The sequence below is a fragment of the Fodinicola feengrottensis genome (genome assembly GCF_039530045.1).
GTDB classification, from domain to species: domain Bacteria; phylum Actinomycetota; class Actinomycetes; order Mycobacteriales; family HKI-0501; genus Fodinicola; species Fodinicola feengrottensis.
This window is the reverse complement of the sequence record NZ_BAAANY010000010.1, coordinates 39,980-60,320: the sequence shown is the minus strand read 5'-3', so window position 1 is coordinate 60,320 and position 20,341 is coordinate 39,980. Positions and strand designations below refer to the sequence as shown.

The following is a 20,341-nucleotide window of genomic DNA, read 5'->3' as shown; positions in this document are numbered from 1 at the left end:
TCAGTCCGCGAAAGAGGCCTGATAGGTGGTCAGTTCCTGCCGCTGCCGGGCCAGTTCCGCGGTCTCTTCGACATACACGTGCGCGAAGATGCTCTCGGCGGCCGGGTCGGGCAGGGTGAGGCAGGCCTTCCGGATGTCGGCCGCGAAGCCGTCCGCCTCATTGTCCACTGTGGAGAGCCAGGCGTCGTCCGCCCATTCCTGGCCCAGCAGGAAAGTACGGGTCCGGCTCAGCGGGTCGCGAGCGGCCCAGTAAGACTCCTCGGTGGAGTCGCGGTAGCGGCGCGGGTCGTCCGCGGTGGTGTGCGGGCCGAGGCGGTAGGTGACGGCCTCGATCAACACCGGGCCGGCGCCCGTACGAGCGCAGGCGGCCGCGGTGCGTACGGCAGCGTGCACCGCGAGCGGATCGTTGCCGTCGACCCGAAGTCCGGGGAACCCGAAGCCGTCGGCGCGCCGAGCCAGCGGCTGCGTGGACTGCGACCGTACCGGCACGGAGATCGCGTATTGGTTGTTCTGCACGAAAAACACCACCGGCACGGACTGCGCGGCGGCCCAGCCGAAGGCCTCGTTGGCGTCGCCCTGGCTGGTCGCGCCGTCGCCGATGCAGGCCAGCACGACCTCATCGGCGCCATCTCGCTGGATGCCCATGCCGTAGCCGACGGCGTGCAGCAGTTGGGCGGCGAGCACGACCGTGTAGATCTGGAACTGGTGTTTGTGCGAGTCCCAGCCGCCGTGGCCAACGCCGCGGAACATGTGCAGGAACTCGCCCACCGGCACCTGTCGGGCGATCGCCGCGGTGTGTTCGCGGTAGGTCGGGAAGACCATGTCACTGTCGCGTACGGCCCGGATCGCGCCAGCCTGCGCGCCTTCCTGGCCGAGGCTGGGGATCCACATGCAGAGCTCCCCTTGGCGCTGCAGTGCGGTCGCTTCCTGGTCGAGCCGGCGGCCCAGCACCATGTCGCGGTAGAGCGCCCGCGCCAGCGCCGGGTCGGGGGTGAGCAGATGAGCGGCTGCCCCGGTGAGGGTGCCGTCTGGCGCGACCATCGCCGGCGCCTGGGAGGCGTGGCCGAGGTCGATCCACGCGTTCAGCTCGTCGATCGGGTGCGCGGTGGTGGGGGCAACGTCAAGAGAACTGGACATGGCTGCTCCTCTCGCGGCGGGGGTGGATGCCGCTTACCGGGATGGGACTGCGGCCCGACGGCTTGTGGCCCTGGGATGCGTGTCTCACCATTTGGGTTGTGTCGCTCATCTTATGGTCGACGCTAGCCGGGTGGCCAGTTCCGCCGCAGGAGCGGAGTTCCACAAAAATCGGCGTCGAAATCTGGCCGCGCCGGCAGGCCTGAACGATGGTTCGTGTACCGATTCACCTGCCGTCCACCAGCCATTTCAGTGCGGTCCGCTCTTCGCTGGACAAATGGTCGGCGTAGTACTCATAGAGCTTCGCGCGGGCCAGGTCGGCCGCCAGTTGGCCGTTTCCGGCCCGTACCGCCGCGAGCGCCTGCTGGTGATGGTCCAGCGTCTCGGCCATCACCGCCCGCGGGTCCGGCGCCTTTTGCAGCTTGCCGGCGATCATGTCCAGCACCACGCCGTGTACGACCTGGCTGCAGATGATGATGAGCATGTTGCCGCTCATCCGCGCGACCGTGTCGTGAAACGCCAGGTCAGCCTCGCTGAACGCGGTGGGGCCGCGGTCGACCGCGCGCTCCATCGCGTCCAGAGCGCCGCGCATCTCGGCGAGCTGAGCGTCCGTACGTAGTCGGGCCGCCAGCAAGTACGCGCCGCCCTCGACCATCATCCGGAACTGCAGCAGCTCGGCGAGGCTCAGCTGGTCGAGGTGCGCCAGCCGGCTCATCGACTTCTCCAGGCCGGCGGGGGAGTAGGGCAACACCAGCGGACCGTGCGGATCGCCTGGCCGGGAGCGCACCATGCCGCCGCTTTCCAGCACCCGCAGCGCCTCCCGCACGGTCGAGCGGGACACCCCGAACTGCGCCATCAGCTCGCGCTCGCTGGGCAGCCGCTCGCCCGGTTTGAGGGCGCCGGTCAGCACGGCTTCCTCGACCTGCTCGACGACCCGCTGGTACGCCCGTACCGGCTGGACCGTCTGGAACTGGGCTGGCATCGCATCCCTTGACCCTGATAGGTGGCTGATGTCACGCTAAGACTCAGTGTACTGGTCTGACCAGTGAACCAGAGGAGCGATTCTGCATGACGCCGCCATCGCCCCAGCGGCTCGACGCCCGGATCTCGGTGGACGCGGACGGCGTCGTCGCCTTCACCCGGGAGCTCGTCCGGCTACGGACTGTCAACGACCCGGCCGGCGGGGCCAGTGAGGCGCCGGCCGCCGCGCTGGTGGCCGCGAAGATGCGCGAGTTCGGTTGGGACCCGGTGATCACCGAGCCGGCGCCCGGCCGGCCCAACGTGGTGGCCACCGTGGTCGGCGACGGGCCAGGGGCAACGCTGCTTTTCGAAGGTCACACCGACGTGGTCACCGAGGGCTCGCTGGACGAGTGGACGGTCGACCCGTACGAAGGAATCATCCGGGACGGGCGACTTTATGGCCGTGGTGCCGCGGACATGAAATCCGGCCTGGCCGCGATGGTCTACGCCGTACGGGCATTGCAGCTGGCCGGCGGATTTCCGGGGTGTATCAAGGTTTGCGCGCTCGCCGACGAAGAAGGAATGATGATCGGCGTGCACCACCTGGTGGACAGCGGCGCGGTGTCCGATGTGGACGGTGCGATTGTCTGCGAGCCGGAGGGCGGCGAGATCTGCCCGGTGTCCAAGGGCGCCGTCCGGTTCACCGTCACCTTCGCCGGCGCGATGGCCCACGGCGCGATGCCACAGCACGGCCGCAACCCGATCCCGGCGATCGCCGATTTCCTTCGGGTGCTGGATCATTTGCAGGCCGACCTGACCAACCGGCACGGGTCGCACCCGCACCTCGGGCCAACGTATGTGACGCCGACCGTGCTGACCGCCGGCGATCTGGACCAGATCAACGTTATCCCCGCGCACGCCACGATTGGCGCGGATATTCGTACGATTCCCGGTGTTGACCACGAAGTGCTGATCGCGCGGCTGACCGATCATGCCGAGCGGATCGCCGCCGAACTGGACCTTCAGCCGCAAGTCTCGGTGCCCGTCAACCGCCCGCCAGTGGACACCGCTCTGGACGATCCGGTGGTGGTGGCGCTGGCCGCCGCGCATTCGCTGGTCACCGGTTCCGAGCCGGTGTTCGGCGGTGTCCCTGGCACCACGGATGGGACGATTTTGACCGTACGAGCGGGAATCCCGACTGTCGTGTATGGACCGGGTGGCAAGTGGATCCCGCACCAGGCGGACGAGTTTGTGGATATCGCTGACATCGTGACCGCAACGCAGGTTTACGCCGTGGCCGCGCGAAAGTTCCTGGAGGCCCGGTGAGCGCGTACCCGACAGGCCTGCCGATCGGCGCTGGCTGGGTGCCGGTCGCGGCCACTGAGCCGGTGATCTTTCCGTACGATGGTAGTGAAATCGGGGTCGCGCCGGTGGGGGACACGGCGCTGGCCTCGGCTGCTGTGGATGCGGCGGTGGCGGTACGAGCGCAGGTCGCGGCGCTGCCCTCGCGTACTCGCCGGGAGATTCTGCTGGGCGTCAGAGACGCTCTGGCTGGTTCGCGTACGGACTTCGAATCGTTGCTGGTACTGGAATCGGGCAAGCCGCTGGTCGACTGTCGGACCGAGGTCGCTCGTACGATAGTCACCTTGGAGGCGGCCGCCGAGGAGGTGGCCAGGTTGCACGGCGAGACCGTGCCGCTGGACTTGTTGCCGTCCGGTGACGGGCTGATCGGATTCTGGACTCGCAAGCCCATCGGGGTGGTGGTGGGAATCGCCGGCTTCAACTATCCGCTGCTGTTGGCGGCCCACAAAATCGCACCGGCCATCGCCGCTGGTTGCCCGGTCGTGTGCAAACCCGCGCCGCAGACTCCGCTCGCGACTTTGTGGCTGGTGCACCTTTTTCGGGAAGCGTTGCTCGCCGCCGGAGCGCCGGCCGCGGCTGTCCAGCTGGTGACCGGTGACGCCGCTGTCGGCTCGGCGTTGGTGACCGATCCGCGGGTGGGCGCGGTGTCTTTCACCGGCTCGGCGGCCGTCGGGCACCAGATCGCGCGGGCCGCCGCGCCCCGAAAAGTGGTGCTGGAGTTGGGATCTAACGCCGCTTTGGTGGTCGCCGCCGACGCCGACCTGGATGCCGCCGTTGGCGCGGTGTTGCGCGGCGGCTATTACGCGTCCGGCCAGGCGTGCATTTCGGTCCAACGCGTGCTGGTGGATGCTTCGGTCGCGGCTGACTTTGTCGCGCTGTTGACCTCGCGGCTTTCCGAGGTGGTGGTCGGCGATCCGCGAGACGCGCGTACCCGCGTGTCGGCGTTGATCGACCCGAAGTCAACTTCTCGGGTCCTTTCCTGGGTTTCCGAGGCCGCGGCCGCTGGGGCCTCGGTGATCGGTGGCGGCCAGGCCGGCCGATCCGTTGAACCGACCGTACTTGTCGGGACCGCTGACGGAGTTTCGGCCTGGGACGAGGAAATCTTCGGACCGGTCGTTTCGGTGCGTACGTTCGCGTCGTTGCCAGCCGCTTGGAAGGCCGTGAACTCGTCCCGCTATGGATTGCACGCAGCGGTTTTCACCCGCTCGCTGGCCACCGCCTTCGAGGCGATCGAGACGCTTGAGGTGGGCGGCGTGATTGTCAACGAGGTCCCAGGCTTTCGGTCCGACACGATGCCCTACGGCGGAGTCAAGGACTCCGGCATCGGCCGGGAAGGGCCGCGGTTCGCGATCGAGGAACTGACCGTCACCCGGATGGCGGTCATCCGCCCGGCAGTGTAGGAGTCCACAGTGGATTACACCGATCTCTTTAGGTTGGACGGAAAACACGCCGTCGTGATTGGCGGTGGCAGCGGCATCGGCCGCGAGTCGGCCCGCGCGTTGGCCGCCTTCGGTGCGAAGGTCACCGTCGCCGACCGCGACCTGGCCGCCGCCCGGGAAACCGCCGGTCCAGTGTCCGCCGACGTTTTCGAACTGAACGTCCTGGATTCGGCCGCCGTCGCCGCGGCCGCTGTGTCGCTCTCGCCCGTCGACGTGCTGGTTTTCACCGCCGCCACCAACGTCCGCAAGCGGCTGCTGGACTACTCGATCGAGGAATACCAGCGGGTGGTGGACCTGAACCTGCGGGCCACCTTCGACCTGGTCCGGGCTTTTGGCGCCGGCATGGTCGCCCGCGGCCGTGGCTCCATTATCGGGTTTTCGTCTATCCGGGGCACTGTGGTGGAACCGGGCCAAGGCGTTTACGCCGCGACCAAGGCTGGTTTGGTGCAGTTGTTGAAAACCGCGGCCGCCGAGTTCGGGCCTTCGGGCGTACGCGCCAACGCCATCGCCCCCGGCGTGGTGGAAACGCCGTTGACCGCCCAAATCAAGGAAAACGCGGCCTGGTACGACGCGTACGCATCGAAAAGCGCCCTCGGCCGCTGGGCCGCCCCATCCGAGCTCGCCGGCGCGGTGGTCTTCCTCGCCTCCGACGCGGCCAGCTTCGTCACCGGCTCCGTCCTGCAGGTCGACGGCGGCTGGACCGCCATCGACGGCCGCTTCACCCCACCCAGTTGACCGCGGCGGCGGAGGCCGGGGAAGCCACGAGAGTGGCGAGGTGGGCCAGAGCCACCGCGGACGCGGAGGCCGGTTCGGCGGTGTAGGTGATGAGGACCTGGTCCGGGTCGTCGTTGGGGGAGAAGCACTCGTACGACAGCGCCATCTCGCCGACGAGCGGGTGGTCGAACAACTTCTGGCCGTGGGTCTTGCTGTGCACCGGGTGCGCGGCCCACCACCGGCGGAAATCGGCGCTGTGCAGGGAAAGTTCCCCGATCAGCTCGAGCACCTCGGGGTCGTCGGGATAGCGGGCCGCGTCCTGGCGGAGGTAGCCGACGGTGTCCCGGCCCACCGCTGACCAGTCGGGGTAGAGGTCGCGGGCGGTGGAGTCCGGGCCGAAAGCGATCCGCAGCATGTTCCGCCTGGCTGGCGGGAGCTGGCTGAAGTCGGTGATCAGTGCGCAGGCCATCGCGTTCCAGGCGAGGATGTCCATCCGCCGACCCAGGACGAAGGCTGGCACGCCCTGCAGGGAGTCCAGCATCAGCTGCACCTGCGGTCGTACGCGCTGCGGCCGGGAGTGCCGCCGGGCGCGGGCCGGTCGGGCCAGGTCACGTAAATGCGCGCGTTCCGCCTCGGAAAGTCGCAGCGCTTCGGCCAGCGCGTCCAGGACGGACTCCGACACGTTTCGACCGCGCCCCTGCTCCAGCCGCGTGTAGTAGTCGGCGCTGACGCCGGCCACCTGCGCGAGCTCTTCGCGGCGCAGCCCGGCGACCCGGCGGCGGCCGCCGAAGGACGCCAGTCCGATGTCTTCCGGAGACAGCGCCGCCCGGCGACTGCGGAGGAACTCGCCGAGCTCAGTGCGTTTGTCCATGCCCTCGATTGTGCGGGCCGCGGGCACGTCCTGCCTGGTTCTGCCAAACCCAGGTACAGCGCGATCTGGGTACCGGCGGCGAACCGGGGCAGTGTCGTTCGTACGAGATCGAACCTCCGAAAGGACTCCGAAGATGAGCATCGACACTTCCCTGACCGGCCGCGTTGCCGTGGTGACAGGCGCTTCCAGCGGCATCGGCGCGGCCACCGCGCAGCGGTTGGCGGCCGAGGGCGCCAAGGTGGCACTGCTGGCCCGCCGCGAGGACCGGCTCACCGAGCTGGTGGCGAAGATCACCGCCGACGGTGGTACGGCGATCGCGGTGGGCGCCGACGTGACCGACCAGGACACGCTGGACCGTGCGCTCGCGACCGTCCACGAGGCGTACGGGCCGGTGGATCTGCTGGTCAACAACGCCGGCGTGATGCTGCCGGCGCCGATCCAGGACGGCCGGATCGACGAATGGCGGCGGATGATCGACCTCAACGTGATCGGTCTGCTGGCCGCTTTCCGGACCTTCACCCCGGACCTGCTGGCCGCCGCCGAGGCCGGTCGTACGGCCGACGTGGTCAACATTTCGTCCATCGGCGCCTGGATGGCTTTCCCGGCGTATTCGGTCTACGGCGCCACCAAAGCCGCCGTCAGCACCTTCTCCCAGCAGGTACGCGCCGACCTCGGCCCGAAGAACGTCCGGGTCACGAACATCGAGCCGGGCCTGACCGCCAGCGAGCTGACCCAGCACATCTCGTCCGGTGAGCTGCAGGGCCAGGTCGACGGCATGTTCGACGCGATCGAAGCGCTGACCTCGCAGGACATCGCCGACGTGGTGGCGTACGCGACTAGTCGCGCTCGCCGGCTGAACCTGCCCAGCATTGTCGCCATGCCGACCCAGCAGGCATAACTGCCTTCGTTACGCTCATGATGAGCGGATTCCTTGGGCGTACGGAGGCGGACCGGTGCAGCGCTGGCGCGGGATCGAGGCGACGCCTCGCGGATGGGGTCGCTCGGTGGTGACCATCGGGGTGTTCGACGGGGTGCACCGCGGCCATCAGCAGATCATCAACGACGCCGTGCGGCGGGCCGGCGATGCTGGGCTGGCGTCGGTGCTGCTGACCTTCGACCCGCATCCGGCCGAGCTGGTACGCCCCGGCAGCCACCCGGCCGTACTGACCCCGCCGGCCCGCAAGGCCGAGCTGGTCGCCGAGCTGGGGGTGGATGGCATGTGTGTGCTGCCGTTCACTCCCGAGCTGTCCCGGCTGGAGCCGTCCGAGTTCGTCCACGACATCCTCGTCGACGGCCTGCACGCCGCCCAGGTGGTGGTCGGCGCCAACTTCAGGTACGGACACAAAGCCGCTGGTGACGTAGCCTCGCTGGCGCATTACGGCGACCGGTTCGGGTTCACCGCGGCGGCCGTGCCGCTGGTCGCTTCGGACGGCACGACCTTCTCGTCGACGTACATCCGGGCCTGCATCGCGGCCGGCGACGTGGCGGCGGCCGCGGCCGCACTCGGCCGCGATCACCGGGTCGAGGGAGTCGTCGTACGAGGCGACCGGCGCGGGCGCGAGCTGGGTTACCCGACCGCCAACCTGGAGCCGGTGCCGCATTCCGCGGTGCCGGACGACGGTATCTACGCCGGCCGGCTGGTCCGTGGCCGCGGCTCCAAGACGGTCACGACGCCGGCCGCCATCAGCATCGGCACCAACCCGACCTTCGATGGGCACGCGCTGTCGGTCGAGGCTTTCGTACTGGATTTCGAAGAGGACCTCTACGGCGAGCACGTCGGCTTCGAGTTCGTCGCCCGGCTGCGCGGCACCGAGCGTTTCGAGTCCAGGAAAGCACTTGTCGCCGCTATCGACGAGGACGTCCGTCGTACGCGCGAGATCCTCTCGGTCTGAGTCAGCGTTCTTGACTTCCAGTTACAGAACCGCGTAGGGTCGAACTTATGGCGAGGCCGCGTAGTTTCGACGTCGAGGAAGTGCTCGACGCGGCTACTCTTGTCTTCTGGGACAAGGGATATGCGGCCACCACCCCGCAAGACCTCTGTGACGCGACTGGTCTTGGTCGGGGGAGTCTCTACAACGCCTTTGTCGGCAAGCGCGAGCTTTTCGACCGTGTCCTGGAGCGTTACAACGCGAAAGGGGCGGTCGCGCAGTTGGCGGTGTTGGACCAGCCGACACCGGTGAAAGACCGGATTCACGCGCTGCTGATGATCACTCTTGGCGAGGGTGGCCTGGCTGGCCGGGCCGGATGTCTGGCGGTGAGTACGGCTGTGCAGCTGGGTGGCAATGACGCGGAGCTGAACCGGCTGCTCAGAAAACGCTTCTCGCAGACCGAAAAGGCGCTGGTCGCCGCGATCGAGTTCGGTCAGGCCTGCGGGGAGATCCGCAAGGACGTGTCGGCGGTGTTGTTGGCGCGGTTGGTGTTGAGCGCGATGTACGGCATGACCGTCGTCGACAGCGTTTTTGACGACCGGAAACGGCTGCGCGAGATTGTCGACACCGCGGTGGCCGTGCTCTGATTTTTTTTGCGCCTATTTTGTAACTAAGGTTCAAATACTAGGAAGGGAACCGGCGTGCCTTTTGCCGTGTACGTCTTGGGGATGGCGATCTTCAGCATGGGAACGACCGAGATGATGCTCTCCGGCCTGCTGCCACTGCTGTCCGCCGATCTCAGCGTCTCGATCCCGACCGCCGCGCTGCTGGTTTCCGGCTTCGCGTTGGGAATGGCCATTGGCGGCCCGCTGCTGACCGTCTTCTTTGCCCGCCTGGAACCGAAAAGGATACTGATCATCCTGCTCGCGCTCTTCGTCGTGGGGCAGAGCATCGGAGCGGTGGCGCCGACGTACGCGGTGCTGATGGTGTCCCGAGTGATCGCCGCGATGGCCATGGGCACGTTTTTTGGTGTTGCGGCATCGGTTGTGGTCGGCCTGGCCGGAGGACACCGCCGGGCCCGGGCGCTGGCCGTCCTGGTCGGCGGGCTCACCGTGTCCAGTGTGATCGGTCTGCCGGCCGCCACCTTGGTCGCGCAACACCTCGGGTGGCGGGCCAGCTTCTGGATGGTGTCGATCTTTGGCCTTCTGAGCTTGATCGGGGTGGCGACACTGGTGCCCGCGCAGCGCACCGGTGCGGGCTTTGACGTACGCGGCGGCCTGCGAGTTTTCCGCAGCGGCCGGCTGTGGGCGACGCTGGCCGCCAACGCGCTCGCGTTGGCGGCTTTCCTCGGCATTTTCAGCTATATTTCGCCGCTGCTCACCGATGTGGCTGGCTTTTCGCCGGCCGCTGTGCCGTTCCTGCAGTTCCTCTACGGATTCGGGTGCATCGCCGGAATAGCGGTCGGCGGCAAGTTCGCGGACCGTCGACCTCATGCCAGCTTGTACCTCTCCTTGGTCGTGTCGGTGGTGGTGCTCGCCGGATTCGCGCTGGCCCTGCACAGTCAGGTCGCGACAGTCATCCTGTTTCTTGCCTTCGGTTTTGTCGCTTTTGGAGCCAATCCCGCCATGACTTCCCGGGCCATGACTCTCGCCGGTGACTCGCCGCTTGGCGCGAGTGCCAACACGTCAGCCTTCAATATCGGCATCGCGATCGGCCCCTGGCTCGGTGGTCTCGCGATTGACGCTGGTTACGGCTTTGTGGCGCCGGTCTGGATCGGTGTCGCGCTCGCGGCGGCGAGTCTGATCGTCGCCCTGTTCGCCGGCCGGGCGGCACGTCGCCCGAGCCGGACTTTGACCACCTCAGATGCCCCTGTCCTGACGAACGAAGGAAGTGCTCGATGAAGGTGGGAATCGCCCTGCCCGCGACCGCGGATGCCGTTGGCAACAGCAAAAACGCCGTCGACCTGTTGATCGATCAGGCTGGTATTGCCGCGGCTGCCGGAGTTTCCAGCCTCTGGTTCTCCCAGCGGTTCGACATCGACGCCCTGACCCTGGTGGCCGCGGTGGCGCGAGAGGTGCCGGAGGTGGAGTTGGGCACCTCGGTCGTACCGATGTATCCACGACACCCGATTGTGTTGGCAAACCAGGTGCAAACCGTGCAGGCGGCCAGCGGTGGTCGGTTCACCCTCGGCCTCGGGCTCGGCGCCCAACCGGTCGCCGAGGGCGTCTACGGCGTCTCGTACGACCGGCCGATTCGGCACCTGCGCGACTATGTGGCCGCGCTCCGAGGCATTTTCGCAGGCGAGAAGATCGACATTCACGGCGAGACGCTGACCGCCTCGACCACTCAACTGTCCACTGTGGTCGGTGGTGCCGCTCCGGTCCCGATTGTGGTGGCGGCGATGGGGGAGCAGGCCCTGCGGGTCACCGCAGAGGTGGCGGACGGGACACTTCCCTATCTTGCTGGACCTCGTACGATTGCCGAGACGATCGTGCCGGCGCTGGCCGCCTCCGGTCGTCCTTCCCTGCGGGTCGTCGCGGCCGTGCCGGCCGTCGTCACGTCCAATGTGGACGAGGTTGTCGCCCAAGCGGAGAAGGAACTGTCCTTCTACGACTCCATTCCGTCGTACCAAAAGGTGCTGGCCGCGGAAAACCTGTCCAGGGCCGCCCAGCTCGCGCTGATTGGCGACGAGGAGACGGTGGCCGCCGGCGTACGGGCCTATTTCGAGGCCGGCGCCACCGAGGTACTGCTCGCCCAAACGGGGCTGGGATCAGCGCGGGACATGACCCGCACGTGGGCTTTGGCTGGCGCGCTCGCCCGGGAGTCGTCCCACAACGCGAGGGAAGGGCGGGCATAGAGGAAGAGCAGTGCGCTGATACGCGTACCGCTGGCGATGTTGCCCTGGCCGACCAGCTTGGGGCACGCTTGCCATGTTCTAACACCGGCTGCTAAGCCTGCGACAGTGCACACTCCTGAACCGAAGGATCGCTGACAATGCAGGCTTTTCAGATCTCCGTGCCCGACGACGTTCTCGCCGATTTGCGGGAAAGGCTCGTACGGACGCGTTATACCGCCGCCTCGGACCGCACTTTCTGGGCCGCCGGAGTGGATCCCGGCTACCTGGGTGACCTCGTCGGCTATTGGGCAGATGGCTTCGACTGGCCGGCCGCCGAGCGGGCCTTGAACGCCTTTCCGCACTATGTGGCCGAAGTGTGCGGTCAGCGGGTGCACTTCGTTCACGTACGGGCAAAAGACGCCGGTGCGATGCCGCTGGTGCTGACGCACGGCTGGCCGAGCAGTTTCGTGGAGATGCTGCGGGTCGTTGGCCCGCTCACCGAGCCGGCTGATCCGGCGGACGCATTCGACGTGGTTGTCCCGTCGCTGCCAGGATTTCTGTTCTCCGAGTTGCCACCCGAGCCGCTGACCCGGCAGCGGATCGCGCGGACGTGGCATGAGCTGATGACCCAAACGCTGGGCTACTCGCGGTTCGGCGCGTTCGGCGGCGATATTGGCGGCTCGGTGACGCAGTGGCTCGGCGCGCTTTATCCGGAGGCTCTGATCGGGGTGCACATGACTTCCGGAACGCTGACCGCGAGCCTCGGCGAGCAGCCGCTCACCGCGCAGGAGCAGGCGTATCTCGACAGCCTGGCCACGTACGACGTCCAGGACCAGGGTTACAGCGAGATGATGTGCACCCGGCCGGACACCGTCGCGGCCGCACTTATGGACTCACCGGCCGGCTTGTTGGCCTGGATCGCCGACAAATACCGCGACTGGAGTGACTGCGGCGGCGACCTCGAGACCTGCTGGGACAAGGACACGCTGCTGACCGTCGCCACGCTCTATTGGGCCACCAACTGCATCGGATCGTCCTTTCGCACGTACTACGACTATTCCGAGAACAAGCCGCGGCCGGACATCACCGTCCCGTCCGCGGTCACGCTCAGCCACGAGCCGGCGATGGCAGGTTTCCCGCGCAGCCTGGTCGAGCGGACACTGCTGGACCTGCGGCACTGGAGCACGCCCGAGCGAGGCGGTCATTTCATGGCCCACGAGCAGCCGCGGCAGGTCGTACGGGAGCTGCGAACGTTCTTCGGGCCGCTGCGGACCCGTTCCTGAGTCCGACCCCCTACCTGCGGTGGCGGGTTCCGCGGTGGCTGGTAACCTTGGGGATGCGCCACACTGCGGCGTGTGTTTCGACGTGTGATCCTAAGCCCTCGTGAACTGGACCGGGGGCCACACCAGAGCATCCGACAGGGAGAGCTTGTGCCACTGGAAAGCGAACTGAAGAAGTCCATCATGACCGAGTATGCGACGGTCGAAGGCGACACCGGTTCGCCTGAGGTGCAGGTCGCGATGCTGACCAAGCGCATCAAGGATCTGACCGAGCACCTCAAGATGCACAAGCATGACCACCACAGCCGGCGTGGACTGTTGCTGCTGGTGGGACGCAGGCGCAGGCTGCTCGACTACCTGAAGCGCGTCGACATCGGACGTTACCGGTCGCTGATCGAGAGGCTCGAGCTGCGGCGCTAGGACTGTGGGGAGTGGCCGTCGGCCACTCCCCTCACTCGTACGGCGACATCGTCGTACGGGACCATCGCCGGGACCCCTCGCCAACCGGAGTGGGCGCAAGTGGCCGGTCCTCGGTAGTGGCATCCGGGATGAGAACCCCGAGTGCCTCGATCGAAGACCGGCAGCGATTCACCTGGGCAGCGTGCGGCCACCGGCACGTACGAAAGAGGCATTGCCCATGACGGACCAAGAGGTCCACAGCTCTACCGCCGTTATCGACAACGGCAAGCACGGCACCCGTGAGGTCGTCTTCGGCACCGGCCGGTTCGCCCGGCAGGCCGCCGGTTCGGCCACCGCCCAGCTGGGCGACACGGTCATCCTGTCCGCCACCACGGCGGGCAAGCATCCCAAGAGCCAGTTCGACTTCTTCCCGCTGACGGTGGACGTCGAGGAGCGCATGTACGCCGCGGGCCGGATTCCCGGCTCGTTCTTCCGCCGCGAAGGTCGTCCGTCCGAGGACGCGATCCTGACCTGCCGGCTGATCGACCGCCCGCTGCGGCCGTCGTTCGTGAAGGGCCTGCGCAACGAGGTCCAGGTCGTCTGCACCGTGCTCGCGCTCGAGCCCGGCACGCTGTACGACGTGATCGCGATCAACGCTGCGTCGCTGTCCACCCAGCTGTCGGGGCTACCGTTCTCCGGCCCCATCGGTGGTACCCGAGTGGCCTATCTCGACGGTGACTGGATCGCGTTCCCGACCCACGAGGAGCTGAAGGCCTCCACCTTCGACATGGTGGTCGCCGGTCGCGTCCTGGACGACGGCGACGTGGCCATCATGATGGTCGAGGCCGAGGCCACCGCGGGTTCGTTCGCGCTGGTCGCGGGCGGTTCGCCGGCGCCGACCGAAGAGGTCGTGGCCGCTGGCCTGGAGGCCGCGAAGCCGGCCATCAAGTCGCTCTGCGCCGCGCAGTCCGAGCTCGCCGGCAAGGCCGCCAAGCCGGCCGTCGAGTTCCCGGTCTTCCCGGACTACAGCGAAGAGGTCTACGAGGCGGTCGCCAAGATCTCCGCCGACAAGCTGACCGAGGCGCTCACCATCGCCGACAAGCAGCAGCGTGAGGCCAGGCTCGACGAGATCAAGGCCGACTCGCACCAGCAGCTCGACGAGCAGTTCGAGGGTCGTGAGGCGGAGATCAGCGGCTCCATCAAGGCGCTGACGAAGAAGTCGGTACGCCAGCGGGTGCTGCGCGACAAGGTGCGCATCGACGGCCGCGGGCTGACCGACATCCGGACCCTGTCGGCCGAGGTCGACGTGCTGCCGCGGGTGCACGGTTCGGCGCTGTTCGAGCGTGGCGAAACCCAGATCCTGGGCGTCTCGACGCTGAACATGCTGGCTCTGGAGCAGAAGCTGGACACGCTGGCTCCGGACACCACCAAGCGCTACATGCACAACTACAACTTCCCGCCGTACTCGACCGGTGAGACCGGCCGGGTCGGCTCGCCCAAGCGGCGGGAAATCGGTCACGGCCGCCTTGCCGAGCGCGCTCTGCTGCCAGTGCTGCCGAGCCGCGAGGACTTCCCGTACGCCATCCGGCAGGTCTCCGAGGCGCTCAGCTCGAACGGTTCGACCTCGATGGGTTCGGTGTGTGCGTCGACGTTGTCGCTGCTCAACGCGGGTGTCCCGCTGAAGGCACCGGTCGCTGGCATCGCCATGGGCCTGATCTCGGACCAGGTTGACGGCCAGACCACGTACGTGACGCTCACTGACATCCTGGGCGCGGAAGACGCGTACGGCGACATGGACTTCAAGGTCGCCGGCACCAAGGAGTTCGTGACCGCGCTGCAGCTGGACACCAAGCTCGACGGCATCCCGTCGGAGGTTCTGGTGGCCGCGCTCCAGCAGGCCAAGGCCGCCCGGCTCACCATCCTGGAGGTGATGGCCGAGGCCATCGACCGCCCGGACGAGATGAGCCCGTATGCGCCTCGGGTCGTGTCGATCACGATCCCGGTCGACAAGATCGGTGCGGTGATCGGGCCCAAGGGTCAGATCATCAACGCGATCCAGGACGAGACCGGCGCCGACATCACCATTGAGGACGACGGCACGATTTACGTCGGCGCCACCAATGGCGAGTCCGCGCAGGCCGCTGTCGACCGGGTCAACGCGATCGCGAATCCGCAGCTGCCCAAGATCGGCGAGCGGTTCCTCGGAACCGTGGTCAAGACCGCGGCCTTCGGGGCCTTTGTCTCGCTGCTCCCGGGCAAGGACGGCTTGGTGCACATTTCCAAGCTGGGCAGCGGAAAGCGCATCGGCAAGGTCGAGGACGTGGTGAACGTCGGCGACAAGCTGCAGGTCGAGATCACCGACATCGACGCCCGCGGCAAGATCAGTCTGGTTCCGGTCGCGGAGAACGCCGCCGAGAAGCCGGCTGACGCCGAGCCCGAGGCCGCTCCGGCTGAGTCCGCTCAGGCGTGAGCCCTACCCGCGCCCATACCACCACGCTGGCCAACGGGCAGTACGGCGGCACCATTCGCCGCACCGTGCTGCCCGGGGGCCTGCGGGTGGTCACCGAGGCCATGCCGACCCAGCGCAGTGTGTCGTTCGGGATCTGGGTGGGAATTGGGTCGCGGGACGAGTCCGCGGCGCTGGCCGGTTCGTCGCATTTCCTTGAGCACCTGCTGTTCAAGGGGACGCGGCGCCGGTCGGCGCTGGACATCTCGGCCGAGTTGGAGGCGGTCGGCGGCGAGTCGAACGCCTTCACTGGCAAGGAATACACCTGCTATTACGCGCGGGTGCTGGATGACGACATGCCGTTGGCCATCGACGTCGTCTGCGACATGCTCGCGTCGTCGCTAATCGCGCCGGAGGACGTCGAAACCGAGCGTGGCGTGATTCTCGAAGAGATCGCGATGCACGACGACGATCCCGGCGACGTCGTACACGATGTGTTCTCCGAAGCCATTTTCGGCGCGCATCCGCTCGGCCGACCGGTTATCGGTACGCCCGACACGATCACCGCGATGACGCGCAAACAGATCCATTCTTTTTACAAGCGGCGTTATACGCCCGACACGATGGTCGTTTCGGTCGCCGGAAACCTTGACCACAATTACGTGGTTCGGTTGGTACGCAAGGCATTCGAGTCGGCCGGCCTGCTCGAAGGCGACGCTGTCGCGCGCGAGCCGCGGGCGATGCACCAGCGCATCGCGACGCTGGAGCCGGTGCCGCTGCGGGTCGTCGACAAGGACACCGAGCAGGCGCACATCGTGCTCGGCACGGTTGGCATCGCGCGCGCGGACGACCGGCGTTTTGCTTTGGGCGTAATGAATCAGGCCCTCGGCGGCGGCATGTCGAGCCGGCTTTTCCAGGAAGTGCGGGAACGCCGAGGCCTCGCCTATTCAGTCTATTCGTACGCGAGCCAATACGCGGACACCGGCATTTTCGGGGTGTACGCCGGATGTGCCCGCGGTCGCGTACATGACGTGCTCGGCATTGTCTCCGAAGAACTCGCGACGGTTGCCGCCAAAGGCATCACCGACGACGAGGTTCGGCGCGCGAAAGGCATGCTGAAAGGCTCGACCGTGCTTGGTTTGGAAGACACCGGATCGCGGATGAGCCGGATCGGCAAGAGCGAGCTGGTTTATGGCGATGTGCTGTCTGTCGACGACCTGCTCGGCAAGATCGACTCGGTCACGCCCGAACAGGTTCGTTCGGTAGCGTGTGATGTGCTGGCCCGTCCGATGTCGCTCGGCGTCATCGGCCCGGTGGGCGATCAGGATTTCTCCGGCGCTGGAGTGGTGGGTTAAATGTCCGAGCCGGTGGGAAGTCCGCTGCTGCGGGTCGGTGTGCTGGGCGCTCGCGGCCGGATGGGTTCGCAGGTTTGCCGCGCGGTCGACGGCGCCGAGGATCTCGACCTGGTCGCGATGGTCGACGAGGGCGAGTGGCTTTTCAATATTTCCGACGCCGGCGCCCAAGTTGTCGTTGATTTCACCAATCCGGACGTCGTCATGGACAATGTCCGTTGGTGCATCGACCAGGGAATTTCCGCCGTCGTCGGCACCTCCGGTTTTGACGCCGCCCGGATAGAAACCGTGCGTGAGTGGCTGAAGCCAACCGAAGGCATCGGCGTCGTGATCGCGCCGAATTTCGCTATTGGCGCGGTATTGATGATGCAGTTCGCGGCCACCGCCGCCCAGTATTTCCCGTCGATGGAAATCATCGAGTTGCACCACCCGAACAAGGTCGACGCGCCGAGCGGTACGGCCGTACACACCGCCTCCGCGATCGCGCAGGCCCGCCGTAAAGCCGCCCTCGGCCCGATGCCGGACGCCACCAAGTCCTCTTTGGACGGTGCTCGCGGTGCCCGGGTGGATGAGGTGCCGGTGCATTCCGTCCGCATGGCCGGCCTGGTCGCGCACCAGGAAGTGTTGTGTGGCACCGAAGGTGAGACGCTCACCATCCGGCACGACTCGTACGATCGTGCTTCCTTTATGCCAGGCGTTTTGCTTGCCGTACGCCAAATCCTCGGCCGCCCCGGCCTCACTATTGGGCTGGACTCTCTCCTGGAACGCTGATCAGCCGGCGGTGGGCTTCTCGGAGGGCAGTGTGGTGGCGCTGGGTCCGGGTCCGGGGAACTGGTGGGACTGGATGAGAGTGTCCGTGTCGATCAGCCACTGGCCGTTGACCTGGATCATCCCGAGCCGGTGCACTTCCTCGGCGGTGGCCTGGTTCTGCATGGTCAGTTGAATGGTCACCTGCACCGACGTGCCCGAAGTGTGGCTCGACATGAGGGCGACCTGCTGCACCTGCTGCCAATAGGCGTCGTACGACTTGCGACCCTTCGCCTTCAGGTCCGGGCCGAGCAGCGCCCAGGCTTCGTCGAGGTCGGTGGGAAGCAGGTTGTAGTACTTCACGACCGGCCCCTCCAGGTCCTTCGCCGACGCCGAGGGCGACACGCTGGCCGAAGGTGACGGCGTGACGGGTGGTACGACGGGTGCCGACGCTTCTGGCGGTGCGCTGGTGGGCGCGTCGGCGGCGCCCTGCTGCAAAGTGCCGTTGGGCTGGTTGACCGAGGATGAGTGGGCCAGCAGCCGGGCACCGCCGATCGAGGCCAGGATGACGACGACGGCGGCCACCGCGGTGATCACCAGCCAGCGGTTGGTGGCGCTCCACTTGCGGTCGGGCACCCGGACGGAGCGCGTCGGCTCCCGTCGTACGTGCGCCGGCCGGTTCTGCGGCGACCGTACGTGTGCCGGGGGCGGCGGTGGCGCGGGCCGGGGTGGCGCGGAGACGGGCGTACGCGGCGCCGGCGCGACCTCGGTGACGCCCTTGGCGACGGCGGCGAGTTCCTCGCTTAGCTGCTTCATCGTCGGCCGAGTGGACGGGTCGTCGCGGAGCATCTTCTGCAGGGTGTTCGCCAGTACGCCGGCCCGCCGCGGCGGGTTGACCTTGCCGGTGGCGATCAGGTGCAGCAGCGCCATCGTGTTGTCGTCGCGGCCGAAGGGCGGCTCGCCCTCGACGGCGGCGTAGAGCGTCGCGCCCAGCGCGAAAACGTCCGACGGGGAGCCGGTGACCTGGCCGCGAGCGGCCTCCGGTGACAGGTATGCGGGCGTACCAGTGAGGACACCGGTCTTGGTGACCGTGATGTCGCCGGTCGCCCGGGAGATGCCGAAGTCGGTGATCTTGGTCGTACCGTCCGGGCCGAGCAGGATGTTGCCGGGCTTGATGTCGCGGTGCACGATGCTCGCCGCATGTGCCGCGGCCAGCGCGGACGCGGCCTGCGCGCCGATGTTGGCGACTCGCTCTGGGGCGAGCGGCCCGTCCTCGTCGATCACCTCGGCGAGGCTGCGGGACGCCATGTACTCCATCACCAGGACGGGCCGGCCGTCGTCGCTGACGACGTCATAGACGGCTATCGCGTTCGGGTGTTGCAGGCGGGCCGCGATCCGGCCCTCCCGGAACGACCGCTGCCGGAGCACCTCGGCGTCCGGATGACTCAGTCCCACCGGCAGCAGCAGCTGCTTGGCCGCCACGATCCGGTGCAGGCGCTCGTCCATCGCCTGCCAGACCTCGCCCATCGCGCCGGCGCCGATCCAGGTCCGCAGCCGGTAGCGGCCGGCGATCAACCGGCCGTCCTCGGCGGCGGCCACCGCCGGCCCGCTGTCGTCGGTGGAGACGACGCGATTCCCCTGGTCGCTGTCGTCATTCCCCGATCCGGTCACCGAGACAGACTATCCGGACCGCTCGAGCCGAAGATTTGTCGTTGTTTGGGAGAAATGACCGACTCTGTGATGGCTTGCCGTACGCACCGTTAGCATCTCGTCCGGAATGTCGAGGCCCGAGCCAAAAGTGTTACCGGTCGAGGTGTGTCCAGGATCATGGCGCCGGGTACGCCCGAGGCTCGACCAGGGTGCCGATCGTGCAAGGGACGCCCTAGCCTCGCCGCTTCGACGGCCTGCGCGCGGTTGTCGTACCGGCATGACAGGATTCGCGGGTGCCAACTGACGAGCGGGAAGTCCAGCTGGAGCGTGCCAAGGCCTTGCTGGAACTGGGCCGCCCGGAGCAGGCCGAGGCGGTGATCGGGCTGATCCTGGCCGCGGATCCCACCGATCGCGACGGGCTCGCCCTGCTGGTGCAGCGAAACTCCGGCGACGGCCGCGATCAGGAGGCTGAGGACGCCGCGCGCCGGCTGGTGGCCGCTTACCCGGACGACGTGTACGGCCTCACCATGCTTGGTGCCGCCTGGCACGACCAGGGCCGGGACTCAGAGGCCGAGCCGTTGCTGCGGCGGGCCATCGAGACCGACCCGGATGAGCCGGCCAGCCTGCTGATGCTCGGGCTGGTGCTGGCCGGCACCGCGGATGGGCTGGCGGAGGCTCTGGACCTCGCCGACCGGGTGATCCGGGTCGCGCCGGACATGCTCGCCGGCTACCGGGCCCGCGCGCAGTTCCTGGCCCGTCAGGAAAGGTGGGAGGAGAGCGAGAAGGCGGTGCTGACCGCGCTCACCATCGAGCCCACCGACCCGGAGTTGTTGCTGTTGCTGGGTTTGGACCGCGCGATGCTCGGCGACTACGTACAGTCCAGTGCAGACGTGGCCACCGCGCTGCGGCTGGATCCGCGCGAGTCGCAGCTGCGCATTGTCCTTTTCGTCATTGAGGAACTCGGCGTGCCGGACCCGCTTTTCCGGCTCTACCTGACCTTGCTGGGCGCGCTCGGCGCCGATCAGGCCGACTATCAGGTCGTGTACGGCCGTGAGGTGCGGGCGCTTGGCGAGATGATGACCGAGGCCGCGGACAACGGCGGCGAGATCGAGGTCGAGGACGTCGTCAGCCGGGCCGATCGCGCGTTGGACACCGCCGAGCAGCTTTTCGACCCAGAGCTGGTCTATCCGGTCGCCGAGGCTCTCCAGGACCTGGTCAACGGCGTTTCCGAGCCGCTGCAGGAGAGCCACCCGCTGATGGTCGTCACGCACCGGGCCTGGACG

The 20,341-nt window shown here is 67.4% G+C and carries 18 protein-coding genes; 14 read left to right on the top strand and 4 right to left on the bottom strand.

Annotation, left to right across the window (positions count from 1 at the left end; translation table 11 throughout):
• Together ABD301_RS16585 and ABD301_RS16580 are read right to left on the bottom strand one after the other, a co-directional pair.
• Positions 1–1,137, bottom strand: a complete 1,137-nt coding sequence (locus ABD301_RS16585; RefSeq protein ID WP_344311193.1) for a thiamine pyrophosphate-dependent enzyme — start codon at positions 1,135–1,137, stop codon at positions 1–3.
• 223 nt (positions 1,138–1,360) lie between these two features.
• Positions 1,361–2,116: a FadR/GntR family transcriptional regulator gene (locus tag ABD301_RS16580; protein ID WP_344311192.1), complete on the bottom strand. Its 756-nt coding sequence runs from the start codon at positions 2,114–2,116 to the stop codon at positions 1,361–1,363.
• Between the two features lie 86 nt (positions 2,117–2,202).
• Here ABD301_RS16580 and ABD301_RS16575 point away from each other — a divergent pair, with 86 nt between their 5' ends.
• Genes ABD301_RS16575 through ABD301_RS16565 form a run of 3 tightly spaced genes read left to right on the top strand, consistent with a single transcriptional unit; the run spans position 2,203 to position 5,630 of the window.
• Complete coding sequence (locus tag ABD301_RS16575; RefSeq protein WP_344311191.1) at positions 2,203–3,420, top strand: M20 family metallopeptidase; 1,218 nt, start codon at positions 2,203–2,205, stop codon at positions 3,418–3,420.
• A complete protein-coding gene (locus tag ABD301_RS16570) occupies positions 3,417–4,856 on the top strand; it encodes an aldehyde dehydrogenase family protein (protein ID WP_344311190.1) in 1,440 nt (479 codons plus the stop codon). Before ABD301_RS16575 ends, ABD301_RS16570 begins: the two co-directional genes overlap by 4 nt.
• A gap of 9 nt (positions 4,857–4,865) precedes the next feature.
• Positions 4,866–5,630: an SDR family NAD(P)-dependent oxidoreductase gene (locus ABD301_RS16565; protein ID WP_344311189.1), complete on the top strand. Its 765-nt coding sequence runs from the start codon at positions 4,866–4,868 to the stop codon at positions 5,628–5,630.
• Here the strand turns inward: ABD301_RS16565 and ABD301_RS16560 are convergent.
• Positions 5,614–6,480, bottom strand: a complete 867-nt coding sequence (locus tag ABD301_RS16560) for a helix-turn-helix transcriptional regulator (RefSeq protein ID WP_344311188.1) — start codon at positions 6,478–6,480, stop codon at positions 5,614–5,616. The genes ABD301_RS16565 and ABD301_RS16560 overlap by 17 nt on opposite strands.
• A 133-nt stretch (positions 6,481–6,613) precedes the next feature.
• Here ABD301_RS16560 and ABD301_RS16555 point away from each other — a divergent pair, with 133 nt between their 5' ends.
• The 10 genes from ABD301_RS16555 to dapB all read left to right on the top strand — a co-directional run bounded on the left by ABD301_RS16555 (position 6,614) and on the right by dapB (position 17,432).
• A complete protein-coding gene (locus ABD301_RS16555) occupies positions 6,614–7,378 on the top strand; it encodes an SDR family oxidoreductase (protein ID WP_344311187.1) in 765 nt (254 codons plus the stop codon).
• Between the two features lie 55 nt (positions 7,379–7,433).
• Entirely contained in the window at positions 7,434–8,372 is a 939-nt protein-coding gene (locus ABD301_RS16550) for a bifunctional riboflavin kinase/FAD synthetase (protein WP_344311186.1), read from the top strand.
• Between the two features lie 47 nt (positions 8,373–8,419).
• A complete protein-coding gene (locus ABD301_RS16545) occupies positions 8,420–8,995 on the top strand; it encodes a TetR/AcrR family transcriptional regulator (RefSeq protein WP_344311185.1) in 576 nt (191 codons plus the stop codon).
• Positions 8,996–9,049: 54 nt separating this feature from the next.
• Positions 9,050–10,249: an MFS transporter gene (locus ABD301_RS16540; RefSeq protein WP_344311184.1), complete on the top strand. Its 1,200-nt coding sequence runs from the start codon at positions 9,050–9,052 to the stop codon at positions 10,247–10,249.
• On the top strand, positions 10,246–11,205 hold the full coding sequence (locus tag ABD301_RS16535) for a TIGR03564 family F420-dependent LLM class oxidoreductase (protein WP_344311183.1): 960 nt from the start codon (positions 10,246–10,248) through the stop codon (positions 11,203–11,205). Before ABD301_RS16540 ends, ABD301_RS16535 begins: the two co-directional genes overlap by 4 nt.
• 137 nt (positions 11,206–11,342) lie before the next feature.
• The gene (locus tag ABD301_RS16530; RefSeq protein WP_344311182.1) at positions 11,343–12,467 is read left to right on the top strand and encodes an epoxide hydrolase family protein; all 1,125 of its coding nucleotides are present in this window, start codon (positions 11,343–11,345) and stop codon (positions 12,465–12,467) included.
• A 147-nt stretch (positions 12,468–12,614) separates the two neighbouring features.
• The gene (rpsO, locus tag ABD301_RS16525; RefSeq protein ID WP_344311181.1) at positions 12,615–12,884 is read left to right on the top strand and encodes a 30S ribosomal protein S15; all 270 of its coding nucleotides are present in this window, start codon (positions 12,615–12,617) and stop codon (positions 12,882–12,884) included.
• Positions 12,885–13,101: 217 nt separating this feature from the next.
• Positions 13,102–15,333 carry a polyribonucleotide nucleotidyltransferase gene (locus ABD301_RS16520; protein WP_344311180.1) on the top strand — a complete coding sequence of 744 codons (2,232 nt, stop codon included), beginning with the start codon at positions 13,102–13,104 and terminating at the stop codon, positions 15,331–15,333.
• Positions 15,330–16,664, top strand: a complete 1,335-nt coding sequence (locus ABD301_RS16515; protein WP_344311179.1) for a M16 family metallopeptidase — start codon at positions 15,330–15,332, stop codon at positions 16,662–16,664. Before ABD301_RS16520 ends, ABD301_RS16515 begins: the two co-directional genes overlap by 4 nt.
• Positions 16,665–17,432: a 4-hydroxy-tetrahydrodipicolinate reductase gene (gene dapB / locus ABD301_RS16510; protein ID WP_344311178.1), complete on the top strand. Its 768-nt coding sequence runs from the start codon at positions 16,665–16,667 to the stop codon at positions 17,430–17,432.
• On the opposite strand, the gene ABD301_RS16505 is transcribed toward dapB, so the two are convergent.
• A complete protein-coding gene (locus tag ABD301_RS16505) occupies positions 17,433–19,079 on the bottom strand; it encodes a serine/threonine-protein kinase (protein ID WP_344311177.1) in 1,647 nt (548 codons plus the stop codon).
• A gap of 272 nt (positions 19,080–19,351) precedes the next feature.
• Here ABD301_RS16505 and ABD301_RS16500 point away from each other — a divergent pair.
• Positions 19,352–20,341 (top strand): tetratricopeptide repeat protein (locus tag ABD301_RS16500; protein ID WP_344311176.1); only part of this gene is annotated, 990 nt, incomplete at its 3' end.